This is a genomic window from Pseudomonas moraviensis (assembly GCF_900105805.1).
Classification (GTDB): Bacteria; Pseudomonadota; Gammaproteobacteria; order Pseudomonadales; family Pseudomonadaceae; genus Aquipseudomonas; species Aquipseudomonas moraviensis_A.
In genome coordinates this window covers 3,195,647-3,218,522 of the sequence record NZ_LT629788.1, presented here as the reverse complement: position 1 = coordinate 3,218,522, position 22,876 = coordinate 3,195,647, and the positions used below count along the sequence as shown (strand labels likewise).

Here is a 22,876-nt window from a genome sequence, read left to right as displayed (position 1 = left end):
CTTCGGACTATTATCAGTGCGAAGCGGCCTCAGAATTCCGGCCGCTCAGCACCACCCTGAAGGGGGCATGACGATGAAAGAGAAAATCCAGAACTGGCTGCACGATTTGGGAGTTGCCCTCGGTTTGATCGAACCGCCTCTGCAACCGGTACCGATTCGCACGGACGACGAACAGCGTCGGCGCCAGCCACGTCGGCGTTAATACCTCCGATCAGAGATTTCAAGATCGCAGCCTTCGGCGGTTTCTACAAAAGTAGAAGCTGCCGAAGGCTGCGATCTTTTGCTTTTCGCCAGGCGAAAAAAACGGGCATGGCCACCGACGCCATACCCGCTGAAGAAAACATCAAAGCGTTACCGCCGATTCACACCGCAGTTGCTACCACTGCCGGGCGACGGGACATCAGGCTGACCACGACAAAACTCACCAGACCCACAGCCAGGCTGTAGTAAATCGGCGTGTTGGCATCCAGACCATCCTTGAACATGAACAGCAGCGCCGTGGCAAAGCCCAGGCCCATGCTGGCGATCGCGCCGGCGGTGGTTGCGCGCTTCCAGAAAATTGCCCCGATCAGCGGAATCAGCATGCCACCGACCAACAGGTTGTAGGCGAGGGTGAGGGCGCTGATCACATCATTCACCACCAGCGCGATTCCCAAAACCACTACGCCAGTCAGTAGAGTGAACAATCGGTTCACGCCCAGGCTCGACTGTTTGCCGCCACGCAGTTTCGGCAGCAGGTCTTCGGTCAGTGTCGTGGCTGCGGCGAGCAGGCCGGCGCTGGCGGTGGACATCATCGCCGCCAGTGCAGCAGCGATCACCAGACCACGGATGCCATCGGGTAGCGACAGTTTGACGATGGCCGCAAAGGCATTGTTGACGTTGTCCAGATCCGGAATCAGCACGTGCGCGGCCATGCCGATCAACGCGCAGGCAAGGCCGTAAACGATGCAATAGATGCCCGCGATGCTGCCGGCGTATTGCGCGACTTTTGCGGTCTTGACGGTGAACACCCGTTGCCAGATGTCCTGGCCGATGAGGATGCCGAAGAAGTAGATCATGAAGTAGGTGATGATCGTGTCCCAGCCGATCGTGGTGAAGTTGAACGCGGTGGCCGGCAGTTTCAGCACCAGTTCGTCCCAGCCGCCGACGCGGTACAGGCAGATCGGCAACAGGATGAACATCAGGCCGACAGTCTTGATGATGAACTGGACGATGTCGGTCAGGGTCAGCGACCACATGCCGCCGATCGCCGAATAGATCACCACCACGCCACCGCCGAGCAGTACCGAAATCCAGAACGGCAGGCCGAACAGCACTTGCAGCACGGTGCCGATCGCGAGGATGGAGGTCACGCCGATCATCAGCGCATAAGCCAGCATGATCGCCGCGCTCGCCGAGCGGGCCATCGGGTTGTAGCGTTTTTCCAGGACCTGGGTGACGGTGTAGATCTTCAGTTTCAGCAGCGGCTTGGCGAGGAACAGGTTCAGCGCAACGATGCCGCAACCCAGCGCCGCACACAGCCAGAAACCGGAGATCCCATGCACGTAGCCCAGACGCACGGTGCCGACGGTCGACGCACCGCCCAGCACGGTGGCGGCCATGGTGCCCATGTACAGGCTCGGACCGAGGTTACGACCGGCGACGAGAAAGTCCTCGTTGGTCTTGGCCTTGCGCATGCCGAAGTAGCCGAGCAAGAGCATGCCGGCGGCGTAGATGAGGACGACGAATAAATCCAAAGCCATGATGGCGTGTCTCCGATTGTCTTTTTTATATCGAGGCTGAAATCAGTTCCTTTGTAGGAGTGAGCCTGCTCGCGATAGCGGTCTTTCAGTCACATCGATGGCGAATGTGCTGCAGTCATCGCGAGCAGGCTCACTCCTACAGGGTTTTGTGTGTAATCAGGCGGCCTGACGTAGTTCGGGTTTTATGGCGGCTTCGCTGCGCACATCGCTCGGCCCGAACACTTCGCGCGGTTCCGGGAACAGCTTGAGCAGCGTCAGGTACACCACCGAGGCCAAGCCCAACGTCACCGGCAGGCTGATGTCGATGCCGCCGGCCATTTCGCCGAGCGGGCCGACGAACTGACCCGGCAGGTTGACGAAGCACAGGCCAACCAGTGCGCTCGGAATCCACGCGCCCAGACCGCGCCAGTTCCAGCCGTGGTTGAACCAGTAGCGTCCGCCCTGTTCGCCGCGGGTGAACACTTGCAGGTCATCCGGGCAATAGAAGCCGCGCCGCACCAGCAGGCCGATGATCATGATCACCATCCACGGGGTGGTGCAGGTGATGATCAGCACGGCGAAGGTCGACACGCTCTGCACCAGATTCGCCGCAAACCGGCCGATGAAGATGAAGGCGATCGACAGCACGCCGATCAGCAAAGTCGCTTTGACGCGGGAGAGGACGCGGGGGAACACGCTGGACATGTCCAGTCCGGTGCCATACAGCGACGTGGTGCCGGTGGACATGCCGCCGATCACCGCAATCAGGCACACCGGCAGGAAGAACCAGCTCGGTGACACCGCCAGCAAGCCGCCGACGTAGTTGTTCGCGGCGATGTAGTCCGGTGCCTTGATCGCCACGATAGTGGCGGTGGCGAGGCCGAACAGGAACGGGATCAACGTTGCCAGTTGCGCAGCGATCACCGCCAGCATGATCCGGCCTTTCGGTGTCTCACGCGGGATGTAGCGCGACCAGTCGCCGAGGAACGCACCGAAGGAAATCGGGTTGCTCATCGCCACCAGCGCCGCGCCGATGAATGCCGCCCAGAACCCCGCCTGACCCAGTGCCACGCTGCCGGCGTACTGGCTGTCGAAAGCAGGAGCGAAGGCGAAGATGCCGAGCAGGAACAACAGGCTCGCGGCCCACACCGCGATACGGTTGACCCACAGCATGATGCGGAAACCGTAGATGCACACGGTCAGCACCAGCAGCGCGAACAGACCGTAAGCCAGGCCCAGGGTCAGGTCGGTTTCCGGCAAATCGACGAGGCGTTTGGCGCCGCCGACCAGCGCATCGCCGGAACTCCACACCGACAGCGAGAAGAACGCGATCGCCGTCAGCAACGACAGGAACGAACCGACAATCCGCCCGTGCACGCCGAAGTGCGCACCGGAAGACACGGCATTGTTGGTGCCATTGAGCGGGCCGAACAGGCCCATCGGCGCGAGGATCAACGCACCGACCAGCACACCCAGGACAATCGCCCAGACGCCGGCCTGAAACGACAGGCCGAACAGCACCGGGAAACTGCCGAGCACAGCGGTGGCGAAGGTATTGGCGCCGCCGAAGATCAAGCGAAACAAGTCGCTGGGTCGGGCGTCGCGCTCATGAGCCGGGATCTGTTCGACCCCGTTTGTTTCGATGCTGCTAAGGCTTTTTTCGTTGTTGTTGTTATTCATGATCTGCTCCGATCATCAGGCGCGCTCATCGTGCGTGAGCGTCACCATTGGCTAAGGGGGTGGCAGCCCTTCCGGCATTGCGGACAAATGTTCGTGACAGGCCAGCCATAGGCCTTGTTGTTCTAGGCTCGACGCTTGTTTGCGGAAAACAATCGTCTCGCGCTCCTGGCTGAAGTGTTGCTCCCCTTGCATGCGCAGCTCGGTGGCCACGTCATGGATGAAAATCGCCACGTCACCCTGCAGGCTGACGAAGGCGTTGCTCGAGGTGCACGACAGCACCTCGAAACCGTCCTCGGCACGCCAGCTATCCCACAAGGCCTGATAGGCATCGCGCGACAGCAATGGCTGATCGAGGGTGTAGAAAACGAAACTTGCATCGGCGCTGAACGCGCCGAAATAAGCTTCGCGATCGTTACGGGCGAAGGCGGACACCAGATCGGCGGCCGCTTGCAGAACCTGATCACGTGCGTGCATGACCCGACCCTCAGCGATGAACCACGCCAGGCAGTACGCAGAGCATTTCGTACAGCAGGTTGGCGGCCAGCAGCGAGGTGTTGCCGGTGGTGTCGTAAGCGGGCGAGACTTCTACCAGATCGCAACCGATCAGGTCGAGGCCCTGACAGCCACGGATGATTTCAATCGCCTGAATGGTGGTCAGGCCACCGATTTCCGGGGTGCCGGTGCCGGGCGCCCAGGCCGGGTCGATGCCATCGATGTCAAAACTCAAATAGACCGGACCGCCGCCGACTTTTTCGCGCACTTCGGCCATCAGTGGCGCCAGCGATTTGTGCCAGCACTCTTCGGCCTGGACCACGCGGAAGCCTTGGTCGCGGCTCCAGTTGAAGTCGTCGGCGGTGTAACCCTGTGCACGCAAACCGATCTGCACCACGCGCTCGCAATCGAGCAGACCTTCTTCGACGGCGCGACGGAACGTGGTGCCGTGGGCGATTTTCTCGCCGAACATGTGGTCGTTGACGTCAGCGTGGGCATCGATGTGCACCAGGCCAACCTTGCCGTGCTTTTTATGGATCGCGCGCAGGATCGGCAGAGTGATGGTGTGGTCGCCACCCAGCGTCATCGGAACAACGTTGTGCTCGAGAATGTTGTCGTAGGCTTCTTCGATGATGCGCACGGCGTCGAGCAGGTTGAAGGTGTTGATCGCCACGTCACCGATGTCGGCAACCGACAGCGAGTCGAACGGCGCGGCACCGGTGGCCATGTTGTACGGGCGGATCATCACCGATTCGGTGCGGATGTCGCGCGGCCCGAAACGCGTGCCGGGACGCAGCGAAGTGCCGATGTCCAGCGGCACGCCAACGAAGGCAGCGTCGAGGCCGGCAGCGGTCGGTACATGGGGAAGTCGGAGCATGGTGGCGATGCCGCCGAAGCGCGGCATTTCGTTGCCGCCCAGTGGTTGGTGAAGAATCTTGTCCACGGGTAGGGCCTCATCGTCGTTGTTTTATTTATATCGGCGCGCCGTTGAGCACAGGTCGCACGCCGCTGTGGGGCCGATGATGCGAAATGCAGTGGCGGGGAAGAATCGCTACGGGCAAAAACTTAGTTCAGATTTTTCTAAACTAATGCTGAGGTGCGGGATAGACTCGTTGGCCATGTGTATATGACTTGTGGCGAGGGAGCTTGCTCCCGCTGGACGGCGAAGCCGGCCCGAAACCATTCGACTCGGTACATCAGCTGAACTGTATTCACCGGGTTTGCGACTGCTTCGCAGCCGAGCGGGAGCAAGCTCCCTCGCCACAAGGGATGTGGTGTTCCAGATCTTTTCGTGGAGTCTTTGATGGCCAACGCTTTACCCGACCTGAAACTCTTGCGCATCTTCGCCAGCGTCGTACGCCATCAGGGTTTCGCCAATGCGCAGCAGGAACTCAATCTCTCGACCTCGGCGATCAGCACCTACATGAGCCAACTCGAGGCCGCGCTCGGTCTGGTGCTGTGCCATCGTGGGCGCGGCGGGTTCAGCCTGACCAGCAAGGGCGAATTGTTCCATCAGGAAACCCTGCGCCTGCTTGCCGAGCTTGAAGGCTTCGAGCAATACGCCGCCGCGCTCAAGGGCGAACTGCGCGGCACGCTCAACCTCGGGGTGATCGACTCGACGGTCAGCGACAAGGCCTTGCCGTTCGCCGAGGCTATCGGCGCCTACAGTCAGGAACACCCGGCGGTGCATTTGCATTTGTCGGTGATGAGCCCTTATGAGTTGCAACTCGGGGTGCAGGACAATCGCCTCGATCTGGCCATCGGCGCGTTTTCCACGCGCATGAGTGGTCTGGTCTACATGCCGTTGTACCGCGAGCAGCACTGGCTGTATTGCAGCAGTCGTCATCCGCTGTTCAACGAGCGGCGCATCCCCGAGCAGGTCATCACCCAGCAACGGATGGTCGGGCGCGGTTACTGGAGTCAGGCGGAACTGGCGCGGCACGGTTTCAAACACAGCGCCGCGACCGTGGAAAGCATGGAAGCGCAACTGATTCTGGTGCTCTCCGGCGCGTACATCGGATATCTGCCGGAACACTACGCGCAGGCCTGGGCCGACAAGGGTGATCTGCGTGTCTTGCTGCCGGCAACTTTCGGTTATCAGGCGCCGTTTTCGATGATCATGCGCCGCGGTCGCAGTCGCGAGCCGCTGATCCAGACTTTCCGCGATTTGCTCAAAGCGCAATTGAATCAGGCGTAATCCATCATGTCCCGACCCCAATGCCAGCGCTGCCTGCGCCCAAAGACCCATTGCCTGTGCCCGTTGATTCCGCACCTCGACAGCCGCACCCGGGTATTGCTGCTGCAGCACCCGAGCGAGGTCAGTCACGCGCTCAATACCGCGCGCCTGGCGGCGCTTGGCCTGAGCAATGCCGAGCTGATTGTCGGTGAAGTGTTCGAGGATTTGCCGACGCTGCTGAACCGGCCGGGTTATCAAACGCGATTGTTGTTTCCGGCTGATGATGCGCAACCGATGCAGGCTTATGGCGAGTCCGATGAACCACTGTTGCTGGTAGTTCCGGATGGAACATGGCGCAAGGCGCGCAAGATGTTGCACCTCAATCCGCTGCTGGCGGCGTTGCCACGGGTGACGTTGGCCGAGGGCGGCGTGTCGCGCTATCGCTTGCGCAAGGCACCGGGGCCGGGGGCGTTATCGACTATCGAGGCGATTGTGCAGGCGTTGGAAACACTTGAAGCGCCAACGACGTTTGCGCCGTTACTCAAGCCGTTCGAGGCGTTGATTGAAGGGCAGATTGCGGCGATGGGGGAGGAGACTTATGAGAGGAACCATGGGCCGCAATAGGGGGCGCTGTGGCGAGGGAGCTTGCTCCCGCTGGGCTGCGCAGCAGACCCAAGACCCTTCACCTGATTGAGTCAGGCAGACTCCGCCAACAGGTTTTACGACGGCTGCGCCGTCGGGCGGGAGCAAGCTCCCTCGCCACAGGGTTGAGTCGAGCCCGGCTCAGCGCTCCCGCATCGCCTCGGTCCGCGCCTTCAACACCGGTTTGAGCAGGTAATCCAGTACGCTTTTCTCGCCGGTAATAATGTCCACCGTCGCCACCATCCCCGGGATGATCAGCAGCGGTTTCACATCGCCGCCCAAGTGATTCTTGTCGGTGCGCACCTGAATCAGATAGAAGCTGTTGCCCTTGTCGTCGGTAATCGTATCGGCGCCGATCAGCTCCAGTTTGGCGCTCAGCCCGCCGTAAATCGTGTAGTCGTAGGCACTGAACTTGACCATGGCTTTCTGGCCCGGATGCAGGAACGCGACGTCCTGCGGGCGGACCTTGGCTTCGATCAGCAGGTTGTCTTCCAGCGGCACGATTTCGACCATGTCGCTGCCCGGCTGAACCACGCCGCCAATGGTGTTGACCTTCATCTGCTTGATCACCCCGCGTACCGGCGAGGTCACCGTAGTACGGCTGACGCGGTCGTCGATGGCGATGCTCGAGGCGGTGATTTTCGACAGGTCGGTGCGTTTCTCATTCAGCTCTTTTGCCGCTTCCGAACGGAAGGTTTGCTCGGATTCGTCGATCTTGCTGCGGATCTCGGCGATGGCTGATTCGGCGCGGGGAATCGCCAGCGTGGTGGCGTTCAGCGAACCACGGATCTCCACCGCGCTGCGCCGCAGCCTGAGGATTTCCACCGGTGACACGGCGCCGGTTTTCACCAGCGGTTCGGACATGTTCATCTCTTGTTGCAGCAGCGCCAGGCTCGAGCTGAACTGGCCCTGCTTGGAGCGAAATTCGGCCAGCTCCTGGGTTTTCTGGCGCAGCTGTTCGCTGAGGGTCCGCTGTTCGCTGGCCAAGCGGCGCTGACGCTGTTCGTGCAGCGAGCGCTCGTCCTCGGCAACTTGCGGTGCCTTGGCGATTACTTCGGCAGAAAGCTTGAAGGGGCGTCCTTCGGCCTCTGCTGACAAGCGTTCGACCTGCGCCGTCAGCGCGTAACGGTCGGCTTCGCTTTCACCCTTGTTCGAGCGAAAGCGCGTGTCATCCAGACGCAGGAGGGTGTCGCCCTTGCCGACCATCTGACCTTCGCGGACGAAAATCTCGGTGACGATGCCGCCTTCCAGGTTCTGGATCACCTGAACCTTGCTCGACGGGATCGCCTTGCCTTCGCCCATGGTCACTTCTTCGAGCACGGCGAATTTGGCCCAGACCAGTGCGGCGATCAGCAGCGCCGCCGCCAGCCACACGGTGATCCGCGATTTGCGCGGCGAATCCTGCAACGCCGCGCCGGCGGTTTCCGGCATGAACTCGGCTTCGGCGCTTTTGCCGAAACTGTCGAAGTAGCCGCGAGGCTGGTTTTCTGAAGCACCGGACATGGGGCGGTCCCCCTCTTAAAAGATCGTCAAACTGAGTACTCCGTGGCGAGGGAGCTTGCTCCCGCTTGGGTGCGTAGCGCCCACAAAATCCTTGGGGCTGCTGCGCAACCCAGCGGGAGCAAGCTCCCTCGCCACAGGGGGCGTGTAGATCATGAGTCGAGTAAACGTATCTAAACCGCCGCCGAGCCGACTCGGCCCTTGCGCAGTGCATCGATGACCGCTTCTTTCGGGCCGTCAGCCACGACCCGGCCGTTGTCCAGCACCAGCAACCGGTCCACCAGGCTCAGCATCGAGGTGCGGTGAGTGACCAGCAGCAGGGTTTTGCCTTGCATCCAGCCATGCAGTTTCTGCCGCAGCGCATCTTCGCTGCTGTTGTCCATGGCGCTGGTGGGTTCGTCGAGCAGCATGATCGGCGGATCGAGCAGTAATGCCCGGGCCAGCAACACTGCCTGGCGCTGGCCGCCGGAAAGCAGTTGCCCGCGTTCGCCCACCGGCCGGTCGAAGCCTTGCGGATGTTGCCTGGCCAGTTCGGTGACGCCGGTCAGTTCGGCGACTTCGAGCATGCGTGAATCGCTGATGTAGCGCGCACCCAGGGTCAGGTTGTCGCGCAGGCTGCCGGCCAGCAGCGGCAGGTCGTGGGCGACATAACCGATCTGCTGGCGCAGGTCAGCCACGTCCAGTTGGCGCAGGTCGAGGCCGTCTAGCAAAAGTTGGCCTTCCTCCGCTTCGTAGAAGCCCATGACCAACCGCGCCAGGGTACTTTTGCCCGAGCCGCTGCGGCCGATGATGCCGACCCGCTCCCCGGGTTTCAGGCTGAAGCTGACCTCGCTCAGCGCTGGCGCATTCTGGCCGTGGTAATGAAAGGTCACGCCGCTGACATCCAGCGCACCCTGCAACTGCGTGCGCTCCAGTGGCCGGTGTTTGCCGTCGCGTTCCTGCGGCAGGGCCATCAGCGCATCGGTGCTTTTCATGGTCAGTTGCGCTTGCTGGTAACGGGTGATCAGCCCGGCGATCTGGCCGAGCGGGGCGAGCACACGGCTGCCGAGCATGTAGGTGGCGACCAGTGCGCCGACGCTGAGGTTGCCGGCGATGATGCTGTAGACCCCGGCGACAATCGTCGCCATCCCGGAAAACTGCTGAATGAACAGGGTGCCATTGGTGGCCAGCGCCGACAGGTTGCGCGCGTGGCTGTCGAGGCGGGTGAGGGCGCCGTGGGTGCTTTCCCATTTGTGCTGGCGCTCGCTTTCGGCGCCGCAGGCCTTGAGGGTTTCCAGGCCGCCGAGGGTTTCGATCAGCAGCGCCTGACGCTCGGCGCCGAGGCTCAGGCTTTTCTGCACGGTGTCGCGCAGGCGCACCTGAATCGCCATGGCGAAGATGATCGTGATCGGAAACGCCAGCAGCGGAATCACCACCAGCCAGCCGCCGAGCAGGCCGATCACCACCAGCATCAACACCACGAAGGGCAAGTCGATCAGGCTGGTCAGAGTCACGGCGGTGAGGAATTCTCTCAGGCCCTGAAAGTCATGAATGCTCTGGGCGAATCCGCCGATGGTCGCCGGCCGCGCTTTCATCGACATGCCGGTGATGCGCTCGAACAAAGTGGCCGAGAGGATCACATCGGTTTTTTTCCCGGCGGTGTCGAGCAGGTGTGCACGCACCACGCGCAGCACCAGTTCGAAACCGGTGCCGATCAGCAAGCCGATCGACAGCACCCACAAGGTCGAGGTCGCCTGATTCGGTACCACGCGGTCGTAGGTCTGCATGACGAACAACGGCACCATCAGGCCCAACAGGTTGATCAGGAAACTGGCGAGGATCGCATCGCTGTACAGCCATTTCGACAGTTTCAGGGTGTCGCGAAACCACGCATGCACCCGTGGCACCAGCGGCGCGCGCAGGTCTTCGAGTTCATGGCGCGGGCGGGCGAACAACGCCTGGCCGCTGTAGTACTCGTTGAGTTCTTCGCGACTGACCCATTGCTCGCCGCCATCGGCCTCACTGGGCAGCAGCAGGGCTTTGCCGTCCTCGCCAAACCGGCGCAGCACGGCGGTGCGGCCATCGTTGAGCAGCAACAGGATCGGCAGGTTCAGCGGCGAAATGTCTTTCAAGTCACGCCGTAATAACCGCGCCTGCAACCCGGCCCGCGCCGCCGCACGGGGTAGCAGATCCAGGCTCAGGCGTTGTTTGTTCAACGGCAGCCCGGCACTCAGGCTGGCACGACTGACCGTGGCGCCGTGCAGCTTGCAGAGAATCAACAGACCGTCGAGTAACGGATCATCGAAGCTCAAGCGCGGATCGACCCCGGTGGCGCCGGGTTCCATGCTGGTCATAGTGATTGCCTCTCCTGAAGACGACTCGATAACTCTGTGGCGAGGGAGCTTGCTCCCGCTGGGCTGCATAGCAGCCCGAGACTTCAGTCATGCGCAAAGAATGAGCGCTGCGCACTCAAGCGGGAGCGAGCTCCCTCGCCACAATTGATCGTTTCCACGGTCTGCGTGGGAACGATCAGAGATCGCAGCCTTCGGCAGCTCCTGCACGGGGCTATTTCAACTCGGGCAGGCGCGCCTGGTTTTTCACTTCGGTGGTGGCAATCGCATCAGCCGGCAGCACTACGCGTTGTTTGCTCAGCAGTTGGCCCATGTTCGCCAAGACGCGGTACATCGAGTATTCCTCGGTGTAGCGGATTTCGGTGTAGCGACGGTTGGCGTTGTACAGCTCGTTTTCGCTGTCGAGCAGGTCGAGCAGGGTGCGTTGGCCGAGGCCGAACTGGTCCTGATAAGCGGCGCGCACGCGTTTGGTGGTCTCGGCGTATTCGCGGGCGGTCGGCGTCTGCTTCTTGGCGTTTTCCATGGCGTTCCAGGCCAGACGGATATTCTCGTTGAGCTGACGCAGGGCGTTGTTGCGGATGTCCATCGCCTGGTTGATGTCGTGGGCATTCGCGGCCAGACGTGCCTTGTCGCTGCCGCCACGGAACAGGTTGTAGTTCATCACCACGCCAACCCGCCATTCGTTGTCGTGGCCTTCATCGCCCTGCACGTTGTTGTTGGCGCCGACTGCCGCCTCCGCGTCAAAGCGTGGATAGAACGGCGACTTGGCCACTTCGTACTGGCTCTCGGCGGACTGCACGTCAGCCTGGGCCGATTTCAGGTACGGGTTGTTGTCGACCATGCTCTGCTGCGCTTCACGCAGGTCCGGCGGCAGTTCGCCACGGGTCGAGGCCGGGGTTTCCAGCTCGTCGGGCATGCGTCCGACCACACTGTAGAAATTCGATTCGGCATCGGCCAGATCGACCTCGGCGGTGTCGAGGTTGTTCTGCGCCAGCGCACGACGGGCGACCGATTGATCGGAGTCTGCGGTGCTGCCAATGCCGCGCTCGGTGCGCAGGCCGATCTGATCGTTGACCCGCAAGTGCGCCTGCAGGTTGTTCTTGGCCAGCGTCACCAGCTCACGACGCTTGAGTACTTCGAGGTAGACCTCAATGGTGCGCAGGGCCAGATCCTGTGCGGTGCCTTGCGCGTAATAGGCGCGGGAGTTGGACACGCCCTTGGTGCGCTCGACCTCGTTGGCGGTGTTGAACCCGTCGAAGATCATCTGCCGCAAGCGCAGCTCCGATTGGGTGTAATTGAGAATTTCGGTGTTGTGATTACCGAAGGCGCGGGTGTTGGTGTTGTCGCTGTAGCCGCGACCGTAGGCAGCGTTCAAGTCGACCGACGGATAGAACCCGCCCTTGGCCACTTTCACCTGTTCATCTGCCGACAGGCGAGCGTCCACGCGCGAAGCCAGTTCCGGGTGGGTGGCGATAGTGCTTTGAATCGCCTCGGTGAGGTTCATCGCCTGGGCTTGGGAAGTGCAAGCCATGGCCAGCAAAACCGCGCTGCAGAGGGGGGTTAAAACGCGCATGGGTGCATCTCCCTGGATCTCAATGTTGTGTTACCGTCGCCAAATATTTGACGTAAATTTAGGGTGTAAGCGTTTCACTCTTGTAACAACAGAGCTAAGAACATCCTAGAGCGTAGCTAAGAAAAAATTTTCATAAGGCTTATTCCAAAAAAAACTTATGCGGTTTTTCAAAAGCAGCACATTGTTCAGCTCGAAAGCCTTTGTTTTATGCGCTTTAGGGAGCTCGATAAGGCTTGAGGAAAGTTCCATTCACTTTGCGAGACACTGCGAAGTACTGCTGAAGGGGAGGGACGCGTAGCGGCAAATGAGCGACAGATTTTTGTCACTTGGGTGAGTCACCGCCGTTACGTAGCGCTAGTGGGTCGATGAATTGAACAGGGTTGGCAAGTGCTTGATAGCACTGACAATCCTCTTCAAAACGGGCCTGCGAAACGAACTGTCGAGGGTGCGAGCGTCGCCCCCGGCAACCCGATTGAGCCATGGGCTGCTTCGCGAACGAGTGCCGACGGTGGTCGGCAGCGGAGGATTTCACATGGCAACGCTCATCGGTACGGTCACAAAAGTCATTGGTCACGTGTTCGCTCAGGCGAGCGATGGCATCAAACGTCCGCTGTTCGAAGGCGATCGTTTGTACGCCGGCGATCAACTGATCACCGGCGCGGAAGGCGCGGTGGCGGTGAAACTGCAAAATGGCGAGGAATTGACCCTCGGCCGTGGCAGCAGCATCACCATGACCGGGCAACTGCTGGCCGATCAGGCTGTGCCGGTGAACGTCGACGAAGCGCAGACCCCGAGCCAGGCGCAACTGACCGATGTCGAGCAGATCCAGAAAGCCATCGCCGCCGGTGAAGACCCGAGTAAAACCGCCGAAGCCACCGCTGCCGGCCCCAACGCGCCCACCGGCAATACCGGTGAACTGGGCGGCGGGCACAGCTTCGTTCTGCTGACCGAAGTCGGCGGCCGGGTCGATCCGGTGATCGGTTTCCCAACTGCCGGTTTCAATGGCATCCCCGAATTTCCCGATTATCGCCGCGACGCGGACAACGACACTGGCGACGACACCCCAGCGCCGATCGTGGCGCCACCGCCAGCGGTGAACAACCCGGTCATCCTCAATGGCCTTGACGCAGCGGGCGGCGAGCTGAACCTCAATGAGGCCAATCTGCCGACCGGTTCGGCGGCCAATCCTGGCGCGCTGACGCAAAGCGGCAGCTTCAGCGTTTCGGCGCCGGATGGTCTGAACAGCCTGAGCATCGGCGGCATCAACGTGATCGTTGGCGGCGTGCCGATCGGCTTTCCCCAGTCGATCACCACGCAGCTCGGCAACACCCTGACCATCACCGGCTACAACCCGGCGACCGGCACGGTCAGCTACAGCTACACCCTCACCGGCAACGAAACCCATGCGGCCGGCGATGGCGTGAACAACCTCAGCGAACAGTTCACCGTGATCGCCACCGACAGCAATGGCGACAGCGCCACCGGCACGCTGGACGTGAACATCACTGACGATGTGCCCAAAGCTTTTGATGACGCCAACGGCGTTGCCTCGGAAACCTTGCTGACCCTGACCGGCAATGTCCTCACCAATGACATACAAGGCGCTGACCGTGTGCCCACCGGTCCAGTCACGCCCGGCACATTCACCGGTACTTACGGCACTTTGGTTCTGAACGCTGACGGCACTTACACCTACACTCTCAATACCAACGACGCCGATTTCAAAAACCTGCACGGCGGTGGCAACGGCACCGAAACCTTCGCCTACACCATCACCGATGCCGACGGCGATACCAGCAGCGCCAATCTGGTTCTGCAGATTCACAACAATGACGACCCGGTGATCATCGACGGCCTGAACGTCGCTGGCGGCGAGCTGACGGTTTACGAGAAAAACCTCAGCGATGGCAGCACTCCGGATGCTGGTGCGCTGACGCAAAACGGCACGTTCACCATCACCGCACTCGATGGCGTCACCACGCTGACCGTCGGCGGTATCGCCGTGGTCACCAATGGCGTGGCCGCAGGCTTTCCGCAATCGATCACCACGCCACTGGGCAGCACGCTGACCATAACCGGTTTCAACGCGGCAACCGGTGTGGTCAGTTACAGCTACACCCTGGCCGACAACGAAGCGCATCCAAACGCCAACGGTGCCAACAATCTGCCTGAGCAGTTCGCGGTCACGGTAGTCGATGACAACGGCACGACGGCCACCGGCACCCTCGACGTCAACATCGTCGACGACCTGCCGAAAGCCATCGACGACAGCAACGGCACCGCTTCAGAAAGCCAACTGACCCTGACCGGCAATGTCCTGACCAATGACATACAAGGCGCTGACCGCGTGCCCACCGGCCCAGTCACGCCCGGCACCTTCACCGGTACTTACGGCACTTTGGTTCTGAACGCTGACGGCACCTACACCTACACCCTCAATACCAACGACGCCGATTTCAAAAACCTGCACGGCGGCGGCAACGGCACCGAGACTTTCGCCTACACCATCACCGATGCCGATGGCGATACCAGCACTGCCAACCTTGTCCTGCAGATTCACAATAACGACGATCCAGTCACCATCGACGGCCTGAACGTCGCTGGCGGCGAGCTGACGGTTTACGAGAAAAACCTCAGCGATGGCAGCACTCCGGATGCTGGTGCGCTGACGCAAAACGGCACGTTCACCATCACCGCACTTGATGGCGTCACCACGCTGACCGTTGGCGGTATCGCCGTGGTCACCAATGGCGTGGCCGCAGGCTTTCCGCAGTCGATTACCACACCACTGGGCAGCACGCTGACCATCACCGGTTTCAACGCGGCAACCGGTGTGGTCAGTTACAGCTACACCCTGGCCGACAACGAAGCGCATCCGAATGCCAACGGCGCGAATAATCTGCCTGAGCAGTTCGCGGTCACGGTAGTCGATGACAACGGCACGACGGCCACCGGCACCCTCGACGTCAACATCGTCGACGACCTGCCGAAAGCCATCGACGACAGCAATGGCACCGCTTCAGAAAGCCAACTGACCCTGACCGGCAACGTCCTCACCAATGACATACAAGGCGCTGACCGGGTGCCCACCGGCCCAGTCACGCCCGGCACCTTCACCGGCACTTACGGCACTTTGGTTCTGAACGCTGACGGCACCTACACCTACACGCTGAATACCAACGACGCCGATTTCAAAAACCTGCACGGCGGCGGCAACGGCACCGAGACTTTCGCCTACACCATCACCGATGCCGACGGCGATACCAGCACTGCCAATCTCGTATTGAACATCCATAACAACGACGACCCGGTGCTGCTCAATGGCCTCGACGTCAACGGTGGCGAGCTCACCGTCTACGAAAAAAATCTCGGCGACGGCACCAGCCCCGACACGCCCGCGCTGACCCAGAATGGCACCTTCACCGTCAGCGCCCTCGATGGTCTGCAGACCCTCACGGTCGGCGGCATCGCGGTGATCACTAATGGCGTGGCCGCAGGTTTCCCGCAATCGGTGATCACGCCGCTGGGCAGCACCTTGACCATCACCGGTTATGATCCGGCGACCGGCGTGGTCAGTTACAGCTATAGCCTGGCCGACAACGAAGCCCATCCAACCGCCAACGGCGCCAACAGCCTCACCGAAAACTTCGACGTCGTCGCAACCGACACCGATGGCAGCACCGCCAGCGGCCAGATCAACGTCAACATCGTCGACGATTTGCCGACCGCCCACGCGGACGCGGCTTCGGTGACGGAGGGCGGCACCGTCAGCGGCAATGTGCTCAACAACGATATCGGCGGCGCGGATGGCCCGGCGGTTACCGGTGCAGTGGTCGGCGTGCGCGCCGGTGCCGACACCTCGACGTCGGCCATCGGTGGACTCAATTCGCAGATCAACGGCACCTACGGCTACCTCACCCTGGATGCCAACGGCAACGCGGTTTATCACAGCAATCCCAACACGGTGAACGGCCCGGGCGCGGTGGACGTATTCACCTACACCGTGCGCGATGCCGATGGTGATGAAAGCACTACGACGATCACCATCGATGTCTACAACAGCTGCCTGAAAGCGGTCAGCGACACCGACGTCACCGTCTACGAAAAAGCCCTTGACCTGAACCAGGACGGCCAGGATCTGGCGGCGGGCAGTGTGGTCGGCAGCGATCCGAACAGTACTGGTGAAACCGCCTCCGGCACGCTGGTCGGTTCGGTCACTGGCGCGGTTGGCGCGATCAGCTATGCACTGGTCGGCAGCGCCACCGGCAATTACGGACAGATCGTTCTCAATGCCAATGGCACTTACACCTACACCCTGACTTCACCCGCGACGACCACGCCGCATGCCGACGACGGCGCCAACAGCCTGAGCGAAACCTTCACCTATCAGGCGACCGATTCGCTGGGTAACGTCGTCACCAGCAGCATCGTTGTGAGCATCGTCGATGACATGCCGAAAGCGCTGAACGACAGCAACGCCAATAACGCGACCGAAGCCCAGTTGACCCTGACCGGCAACGTCCTCGACAACGACGTGCAAGGCGCCGACCGCGTCGCCAGTGGCCCGGTGACCGCCGGCACCTTCATCGGCACCTACGGCACGCTGGTACTCAACGGCAACGGCACTTACACCTACACGCTGGATGCCAACGACGCTGACTTCAAAAACCTCCACGGCGGCGGCAACGGCACGGAAACCTTCGCCTATACCATCACCGACTCCGACGGTGACACCAGCACCGCCAACCTGGTGCTGAACATCCACAACAACGACGATCCGGTGTGCCTCGACGGCCTCAACGTGAAGGGCGGCGAACTCAGCGTCTACGAGAAAAACCTCAGCGACGGCAGCACTCCCAATGCCTCGGCGCTGACCCAGAGCGGCAGCTTCACCGTGACCGCTCTCGATGGCCTGCAAACCCTGACGGTCGGCGGTATTGCCGTGATCAGCAATGGCGTCGCCGCCGGTTTGCCGCAGTCCGTGGTCTCGCCGCTGGGCAGCACCTTCACCATCACTGGTTACGACCCGGCTACCGGTGTGGTCAGTTACAGCTACACCCTGGCCGACAACGAAGCCCATCCGAACGCCAACGGTGCCAATAGCCTCAGCGAGAACTTCGACGTGGTCGCCACGGACACCGATGGCAGCACGTCCAGCGGTCAGATCAACGTCAATATCGTCGATGATCTACCGACCGCGCACGCGGATGCCGCTTCGGTGGCGGAGGGCGGCACCGTCAGCGGCAATGTGCTGGACAACGACATCGGCGGTGCTGACGGCCCGGCGGCCACAGGCGCAGTGGTCGGCGTGCGCGCCGGTGCCGACACCTCGACGTCGGCCATCGGCGGACTCAATTCGCAGATCAACGGCACCTACGGCTATCTGACCCTGGATGCCAACGGCAACGCGGTCTATCACAGCAATCCCAATGTGGTGAACGGCCCGGGTGCGGTGGATGTGTTCACCTACACCGTGCGCGATGCCGATGGCGACGAAAGCACCACGACGATCACCATCGACGTGCACAACAGTTGCCTGACCGCCGTCAGCGACACCGACGTCACCGTCTACGAAAAAGCCCTCGACCTGAGCAAGGATGGCCTGGATCTCGCCCCCGGCACAGTCACCGGCAGTGATCCGGGCAATACCGGCGAAACCGCCAGCGGCACGCTGGTCGGTTCGGTCAGCGGCGGCAGCGGCGCGATCACGTACACGTTGGTCGGCAACGCCACCGGCAGCTACGGACAACTGCAGCTCAACGCCGACGGCACCTACACCTATACGCTGACCTCGGCGCCGAAAACCGCGCCGAACGCCAGCGACGGGCCGAACACCCTCAGCGAAACGTTCACCTACAAAGCCACCGATGCGCTGGGCAACGCCACCACCAGCACCCTCGTGGTGAACATCGTCGACGACGTGCCCAAAGCCGTTGCCTCGGATCGTTCGGTGACGGCGGTGGAGATCGATTCCAACGTGCTCATCGTCCTCGACATCTCCGGCAGCATGGCCGATGCCTCCGGTGTACCTGGTCTGTCGCGGCTGGCGCTGGCCAAGCAGGCCATTGGTGCCCTGCTCGACAAGTATGATGATCTGGGCGATGTGAAAGTGCAGTTGGTGACATTCAGCAGCAATGCCGCCGACCGCACCACGGTGTGGGTCGATGTCGCCACCGCCAAGACACTGCTTGCGGGTCTGAATGCCGGCGGCGGCACCAACTACGACGCTGCCGTGGCGGTGATGCAGAACGCGTTCAACACCTCAGGCAAACTTACCGGGGCGCAGAACGTCGGCTACTTCTTCTCCGACGGCAAGCCCAACGAGGGCGACATCGGCAGCGCTGACGAAGCCGCGCTGAAAAACTTCCTCGATGCCAACAACATCAAGAACTACGCCATTGGCTTGGGCAACGGCGTGAGCAACGCCTACCTCGATCCGCTGGCCTACGACGGTATCAGCCACACCAACACCAATGCGGTGGTGGTCACCGATCTCAACCAGCTCAACTCGGTATTGTCCGGCACCGTGCAGGGCGCGCCGGTCACCGGTTCGCTGCTGGGCGAGGGCGGTTCGTTCGGCGCCGATGGCGGTTTCATCAAATCCATCATGGTCGACGGCACCACCTACACCTACGATCCCAAAGCCCTCAGTGGCCAGGGTTCGTTGACCGCGAGCGGCGGCGCCAACCACGGCACCTTCAACACGGCGAACAACACCGTCAGCATCGCCACCAACAACAGCGGCACGCTGGTGATCAACCTGGATACCGGCGAATACAGCTACACCTCGCAGAAAACCACCGCCGTGGTGATCACCGAAAACATCGGCTTCACCGTCAGCGACAACGACGGCGACCTCGCCAGTTCCACGCTGACGGTGAAAGTGATTCCCAACGCGCCGCCCGTGGCGATGGACGATCACGTCATCACCAACGTGCTCTCGGGCAACATCGTGGTGCCGGGCGAGCTGTTGCTGGCCAACGACACCGATCCGAACGGCGACGCCCTCAGCGCCACGCCAACCAGTTTCAACACCGGGTGGGTGTCGAAAGCGGCGGACTTCACCGGCAGTGGCCTGATCGGCTTCACCGGGCAGACCAATAACTCGGCCAACCAGAACCTGGCCAATGTGCGCAGCGCCTTCAGCGCCAATGCCGCGACCATGACCGCCGTGCTGGTAGTCAGCGGTTATCTCGGCATGGTGAGCAACAGCAACGCCAACGATGAAGACCGCATCACCGTCCACCTGCGTCAGGGCGAAACCCTCAATCTGGATCACAACCTCGCTGCCGGTCATGTCGGCATGGAGTACTCGCTCAACGGCGGCGCCTGGATGGCACTGGCGGACGGGCAAACCCTGACCGCGTCGGCCGATGGTATCTATCAGATCCACATCACCAACATTGCCAATCCTACGGGCACCGGCAACCCGAACGCGGGGGAAAACTATCAACTGACCATGACCCTCAACTACGCCGGGGCCCATGACATTACGCCGGACTATCACGGCACTTACACCGCCAACGACAACCACGGCGGCAGCGACACGGCCAACGTCAGCATCAGCTATCAGGACGGCCACACCCTGACCGGCACGGCTGGCGACGATGTCTTGGTGGCGGGCAGCGGCAACAACGTGATCAATGCCGGCGATGGCAACGACGTACTCAGCGGCGGATCCGGCAACAACGAAATGCACGGCGGCGCCGGCAACGATTTGCTCTACAGCGGCGCCGGCAATGACCTGCTCGACGGTGGCACCGGCAGCGACACCGCCAGCTACGCCCACGCCACGGCCGCCGTAACCGTCAACCTCGGCCTGCTTGGTGAGCAAAACACCTTCGGCGCCGGTACCGATACGCTGACCGGCATCGAAAACCTGCTCGGCTCCAACTTCAACGACAGCCTCACCGGCGATGGCAACAACAACGTGATCAACGGTGGCCTCGGCAACGACTTCCTCAACGGTGGCGCTGGCGATGACTTGCTGATCGGTGGCATGGGCAACAATACACTGACGGGCGGGGCAGGGGCCGACACCTTCCAGTGGCTCAAGGGCAACAGCGGCCACGACCTGATCACCGACTTCACCCCCGGCACCGACAAACTCGACCTGTCGCAACTGCTGCAAGGCGAAAACGCCAGCACCGCGTCGCTGGACGACTACCTGCACTTCACCGTCAGCGGCAGTGGTGCTTCGGTGATGACCAGCATCGACATCAGCGCCATGGCCGGCGCCACGCCGAACCAGACCATCGATCTTGCCGGCGTCAACCTCGCCAGCCACTACGGCGTGACGCCGGGGGCGGGTGGGATGGTGGCTGGCGGGCATGACACGGCGACGATCATCAGCGGGATGCTCAATGATCATTCGTTGAAGGTGGATACGGTGTAAGCGCAGTTTGAAACGACAAAACCCGCCGTCCCGGTTGATTCGGGACGGCGGGTTTTGTCTGTCTGCAGAGGTGTGTTGCCTGTGAATCAGCCTTCGCGAGCAGGCTCGCCCCTTGGAACACGGTCAGAAAGGTGGGAGCGAGCCTGCTCGCGAAGGGGGGCGGCCTGAACAGCGCATAATTCAGCCGACCTGCACCAACTCCGGATTATCTGACACCCGATCCACCGCCCAATACCCTTCCCATGCAAATCGCCTTCCGACAAACGGTAGCAATACCTGTAATTTCTGACAGTAGGCAGGTTCATCCCACCCGCATCTAATGAAGCCATTCCGACAGCGCTTGAACGGCGCTGTACCGCCGCTTATCGAGGAACGCTGGAATGGCCAAGCGAAAGAACCCAGTCGGTCAGCCTGATCAGAACACCCCGGTTTCCTGGGGCAGGTCGGTCGAAGTGAAGGTACCGGCCGTGCTTGATCCTGCCGACCCTAAAGGTCTTTTGCCGCTAAGGGCGTTGGGTGATGACCTTATCGTCACATTCATGGATTTTGAACAAGGAGATGCGCCGGACGAGTTGGATCTGGTCGAATTGGGCTTCATGTCCAAAGGTGGAACGTTCAGAAAGGTCGATGAACGCTGGTATCCGACCAATGATCCCATTGCGTTCCCGCAAACCCTGAAGGTGCCTCGCGATTTACTGTCAGAGGGTGTCTACGAAGTCGCAATCCAGATCTCGATCTACGGAAACAACCCGAATGAAGGCCCTCGCAAAACGCTGACCATCGATACCACCAAACCCAACTTCGGAAACAAGCCGGGCGCGGCCGGGTTCCCCCCCGAGCTGAATGGCACCATCACCGAAACCTTCCTGGCTCAGGAGGGGGAGGTCAGTGTGCTGGTGCCTTGGTACGACGATGCCGAGGCGCTGGATCGCGCGCCGTATTACTGGACCAGCGAAGCCATCCCGCCAGACTCTGAAACACCCATCCGCGAGCAGGAGTTCAGCGCTGAAGATATCCGCGACAAACGCTTGAGCATCACCGTGTACGCGGATGAAATTCGATCGTGGGGCTCTGGCACGCGTTATTTTTATTACCACCTGAGGGACAGGGCCGGAAACGAAGGACCGAACTCCTTTCTTTCGGCTATCGAAGTTGATCTGTCGCCTGCACCGGGGGCACTGCTGCCACCCCGAGTGCCGCTGTCATCCCGGGGGCTGGTCGATCGCCAACAAGCCCGTGACGGTGTCGCCGTGGAAGTCGATGAATATGACTTTGCCGATCCCGGCCATTGGCTGGCGGTTTTCTGGGACGATACGCCCCTGCCTGAAATCCCCATCGATCCCTCCGCTTTTCCGCTGTCGGTCCCTGTGCCGTGGTCGACCTTGCATGCAAAAGGCGATGGGCCTTTGCGGGCGAAGATCTATTACAAGATTCGCCAGGGAACAGCCTACGGGCCACCCTCGCCGACCATTTCGGTGGCAGTGAACCTGACGCTGGCAGGTCAGGATCATGCCAAGGCGCCGGCATTGATCAACGAAGATCTTGCACTGGTTGAGGTGTACGGCGAAGAAAGTCAAACCCGCAATACCTTGCTGACGGACGATTTTGGTCTGCCGGCCAGCGTGTTGCTGCCTCTGTACGATGCACCCGAACAGGGACAGATACTGGAACTGCACTGGGGAAGCTACCCCGGCGTCGTCGCGTTTTATGAAGTGAAACCAGGCGATGAAGCCGGCAAATCCGTCAGGTTTTCCGTGCCCTGGAATGTTATCGATACCGACAAGGAGAATCCGGCATTGCCGGTTTGGTACACCACCAGCAACGGTGTGAACCAGCAACAGTCGTTACCGACCCGGGTGGCGGTATCGATAGTGGTGATCGAGGGGTTGAAGGAGGTTGTGTTTCCGCATGCGAACAGGGATGGCGTATTGCACTGTTGCAGTCGGCCCAGGCTCTGGAAGGGCGTCACGGTAAGAGTCAAAGCTGACCCGCTTATCGAGCAGGGCGACACGCTGACGGTGTGCTGGCAGGGCAGCACCGGACTCAATGGCAGCGAGCCCATCAAAGGTACTTACGAGGAAATTGAAAAAGAGCTCACAACACTGCCGCCGGGTGAAGACATCGATATTGTCGTCGAGGATTACGACCGGTTGGTTGCGCCCATGGTCAACTACGGTTCTGCGCTGGTTTATTACCGGTTGAAAAAAAGCATGGGCGGTCGGGGGATATCCAAAAAGGAGATTGTGATCATCAATCGCACCCTGCCCAGTGGCGCAGTATGTTCACCTCTCAATGATTTGTGCGAAGAGAACTGAAGTATTAGCAAATTATGCAGTGTGGTTAATTGCCGGCATTTCTCTGGACGTT

General features: G+C 61.1%; 12 protein-coding genes. 5 read left to right on the top strand and 7 right to left on the bottom strand.

Annotation, left to right across the window (positions count from 1 at the left end; all coding sequences use genetic code 11):
* Positions 1-73 precede the first annotated feature (73 nt).
* On the top strand, positions 74-202 hold the full coding sequence (locus BLU71_RS27925) for a PA1414 family protein (RefSeq protein ID WP_003184145.1): 129 nt from the start codon (positions 74-76) through the stop codon (positions 200-202).
* A 160-nt stretch (positions 203-362) separates the two neighbouring features.
* Here the strand turns inward: BLU71_RS27925 and BLU71_RS14235 are convergent, their stop codons facing one another.
* The 4 genes from BLU71_RS14235 to speB form a co-directional block, all read right to left on the bottom strand.
* Entirely contained in the window at positions 363-1,742 is a 1,380-nt protein-coding gene (locus tag BLU71_RS14235) for a sodium:solute symporter (protein WP_064362490.1), read from the bottom strand.
* A 156-nt stretch (positions 1,743-1,898) separates the two neighbouring features.
* Positions 1,899-3,401, bottom strand: a complete 1,503-nt coding sequence (locus BLU71_RS14230; RefSeq protein ID WP_064362488.1) for a purine-cytosine permease family protein — start codon at positions 3,399-3,401, stop codon at positions 1,899-1,901.
* 51 nt (positions 3,402-3,452) lie between these two features.
* Entirely contained in the window at positions 3,453-3,875 is a 423-nt protein-coding gene (locus BLU71_RS14225) for a YybH family protein (RefSeq protein ID WP_083353340.1), read from the bottom strand.
* Positions 3,876-3,885: 10 nt separating this feature from the next.
* The gene (speB, locus tag BLU71_RS14220) at positions 3,886-4,836 is read right to left on the bottom strand and encodes an agmatinase (protein WP_042607473.1); all 951 of its coding nucleotides are present in this window, start codon (positions 4,834-4,836) and stop codon (positions 3,886-3,888) included.
* 360 nt (positions 4,837-5,196) lie between these two features.
* Between speB and BLU71_RS14215 the strand changes: the two genes are divergently transcribed.
* Positions 5,197-6,090, top strand: coding sequence for a LysR family transcriptional regulator (locus BLU71_RS14215; protein ID WP_083353339.1), 894 nt, complete (start codon positions 5,197-5,199; stop codon positions 6,088-6,090).
* Between the two features lie 6 nt (positions 6,091-6,096).
* Positions 6,097-6,693 carry a tRNA-uridine aminocarboxypropyltransferase gene (locus tag BLU71_RS14210; protein ID WP_042607475.1) on the top strand — a complete coding sequence of 199 codons (597 nt, stop codon included), beginning with the start codon at positions 6,097-6,099 and terminating at the stop codon, positions 6,691-6,693.
* 159 nt (positions 6,694-6,852) lie between these two features.
* On the opposite strand, the gene BLU71_RS14205 is transcribed toward BLU71_RS14210, so the two are convergent.
* From BLU71_RS14205 to BLU71_RS14195, 3 genes are all read right to left on the bottom strand, one after another.
* The gene (locus BLU71_RS14205; RefSeq protein ID WP_083353338.1) at positions 6,853-8,214 is read right to left on the bottom strand and encodes an HlyD family type I secretion periplasmic adaptor subunit; all 1,362 of its coding nucleotides are present in this window, start codon (positions 8,212-8,214) and stop codon (positions 6,853-6,855) included.
* Between the two features lie 170 nt (positions 8,215-8,384).
* Positions 8,385-10,544 carry a type I secretion system permease/ATPase gene (locus BLU71_RS14200; RefSeq protein ID WP_083353337.1) on the bottom strand — a complete coding sequence of 720 codons (2,160 nt, stop codon included), beginning with the start codon at positions 10,542-10,544 and terminating at the stop codon, positions 8,385-8,387.
* Between the two features lie 211 nt (positions 10,545-10,755).
* On the bottom strand, positions 10,756-12,114 hold the full coding sequence (locus BLU71_RS14195) for a TolC family outer membrane protein (protein ID WP_039761048.1): 1,359 nt from the start codon (positions 12,112-12,114) through the stop codon (positions 10,756-10,758).
* A 532-nt stretch (positions 12,115-12,646) separates the two neighbouring features.
* Here BLU71_RS14195 and BLU71_RS14190 point away from each other — a divergent pair.
* Positions 12,647-20,509 (top strand): retention module-containing protein, encoded by a 7,863-nt coding sequence (locus BLU71_RS14190; RefSeq protein WP_083353336.1) that lies wholly within the window; start codon positions 12,647-12,649, stop codon positions 20,507-20,509.
* A gap of 380 nt (positions 20,510-20,889) precedes the next feature.
* Positions 20,890-22,824 (top strand): hypothetical protein, encoded by a 1,935-nt coding sequence (locus tag BLU71_RS14185; protein ID WP_083353335.1) that lies wholly within the window; start codon positions 20,890-20,892, stop codon positions 22,822-22,824.
* Positions 22,825-22,876 lie beyond the last annotated feature (52 nt).

Bases quoted from the DNA above. Each gene is read 5' to 3' on its own strand.
- BLU71_RS27925 (WP_003184145.1), top strand. From the start codon at position 74: ATGAAAGAGAAAATCCAGAACTGGCTGCACGATTTGGGAGTTGCCCTC.
- BLU71_RS14235 (WP_064362490.1), bottom strand. From the start codon at position 1,742: ATGGCTTTGGATTTATTCGTCGTCCTCATCTACGCCGCCGGCATGCTC.
- BLU71_RS14230 (WP_064362488.1), bottom strand. From the start codon at position 3,401: ATGAATAACAACAACAACGAAAAAAGCCTTAGCAGCATCGAAACAAAC.
- BLU71_RS14225 (WP_083353340.1), bottom strand. From the start codon at position 3,875: ATGCACGCACGTGATCAGGTTCTGCAAGCGGCCGCCGATCTGGTGTCC.
- BLU71_RS14215 (WP_083353339.1), top strand. From the start codon at position 5,197: ATGGCCAACGCTTTACCCGACCTGAAACTCTTGCGCATCTTCGCCAGC.
- BLU71_RS14210 (WP_042607475.1), top strand. From the start codon at position 6,097: ATGTCCCGACCCCAATGCCAGCGCTGCCTGCGCCCAAAGACCCATTGC.
- BLU71_RS14205 (WP_083353338.1), bottom strand. From the start codon at position 8,214: ATGTCCGGTGCTTCAGAAAACCAGCCTCGCGGCTACTTCGACAGTTTC.
- BLU71_RS14200 (WP_083353337.1), bottom strand. From the start codon at position 10,544: ATGACCAGCATGGAACCCGGCGCCACCGGGGTCGATCCGCGCTTGAGC.
- BLU71_RS14195 (WP_039761048.1), bottom strand. From the start codon at position 12,114: ATGCGCGTTTTAACCCCCCTCTGCAGCGCGGTTTTGCTGGCCATGGCT.
- BLU71_RS14190 (WP_083353336.1), top strand. From the start codon at position 12,647: ATGGCAACGCTCATCGGTACGGTCACAAAAGTCATTGGTCACGTGTTC.
- BLU71_RS14185 (WP_083353335.1), top strand. From the start codon at position 20,890: ATGGCCAAGCGAAAGAACCCAGTCGGTCAGCCTGATCAGAACACCCCG.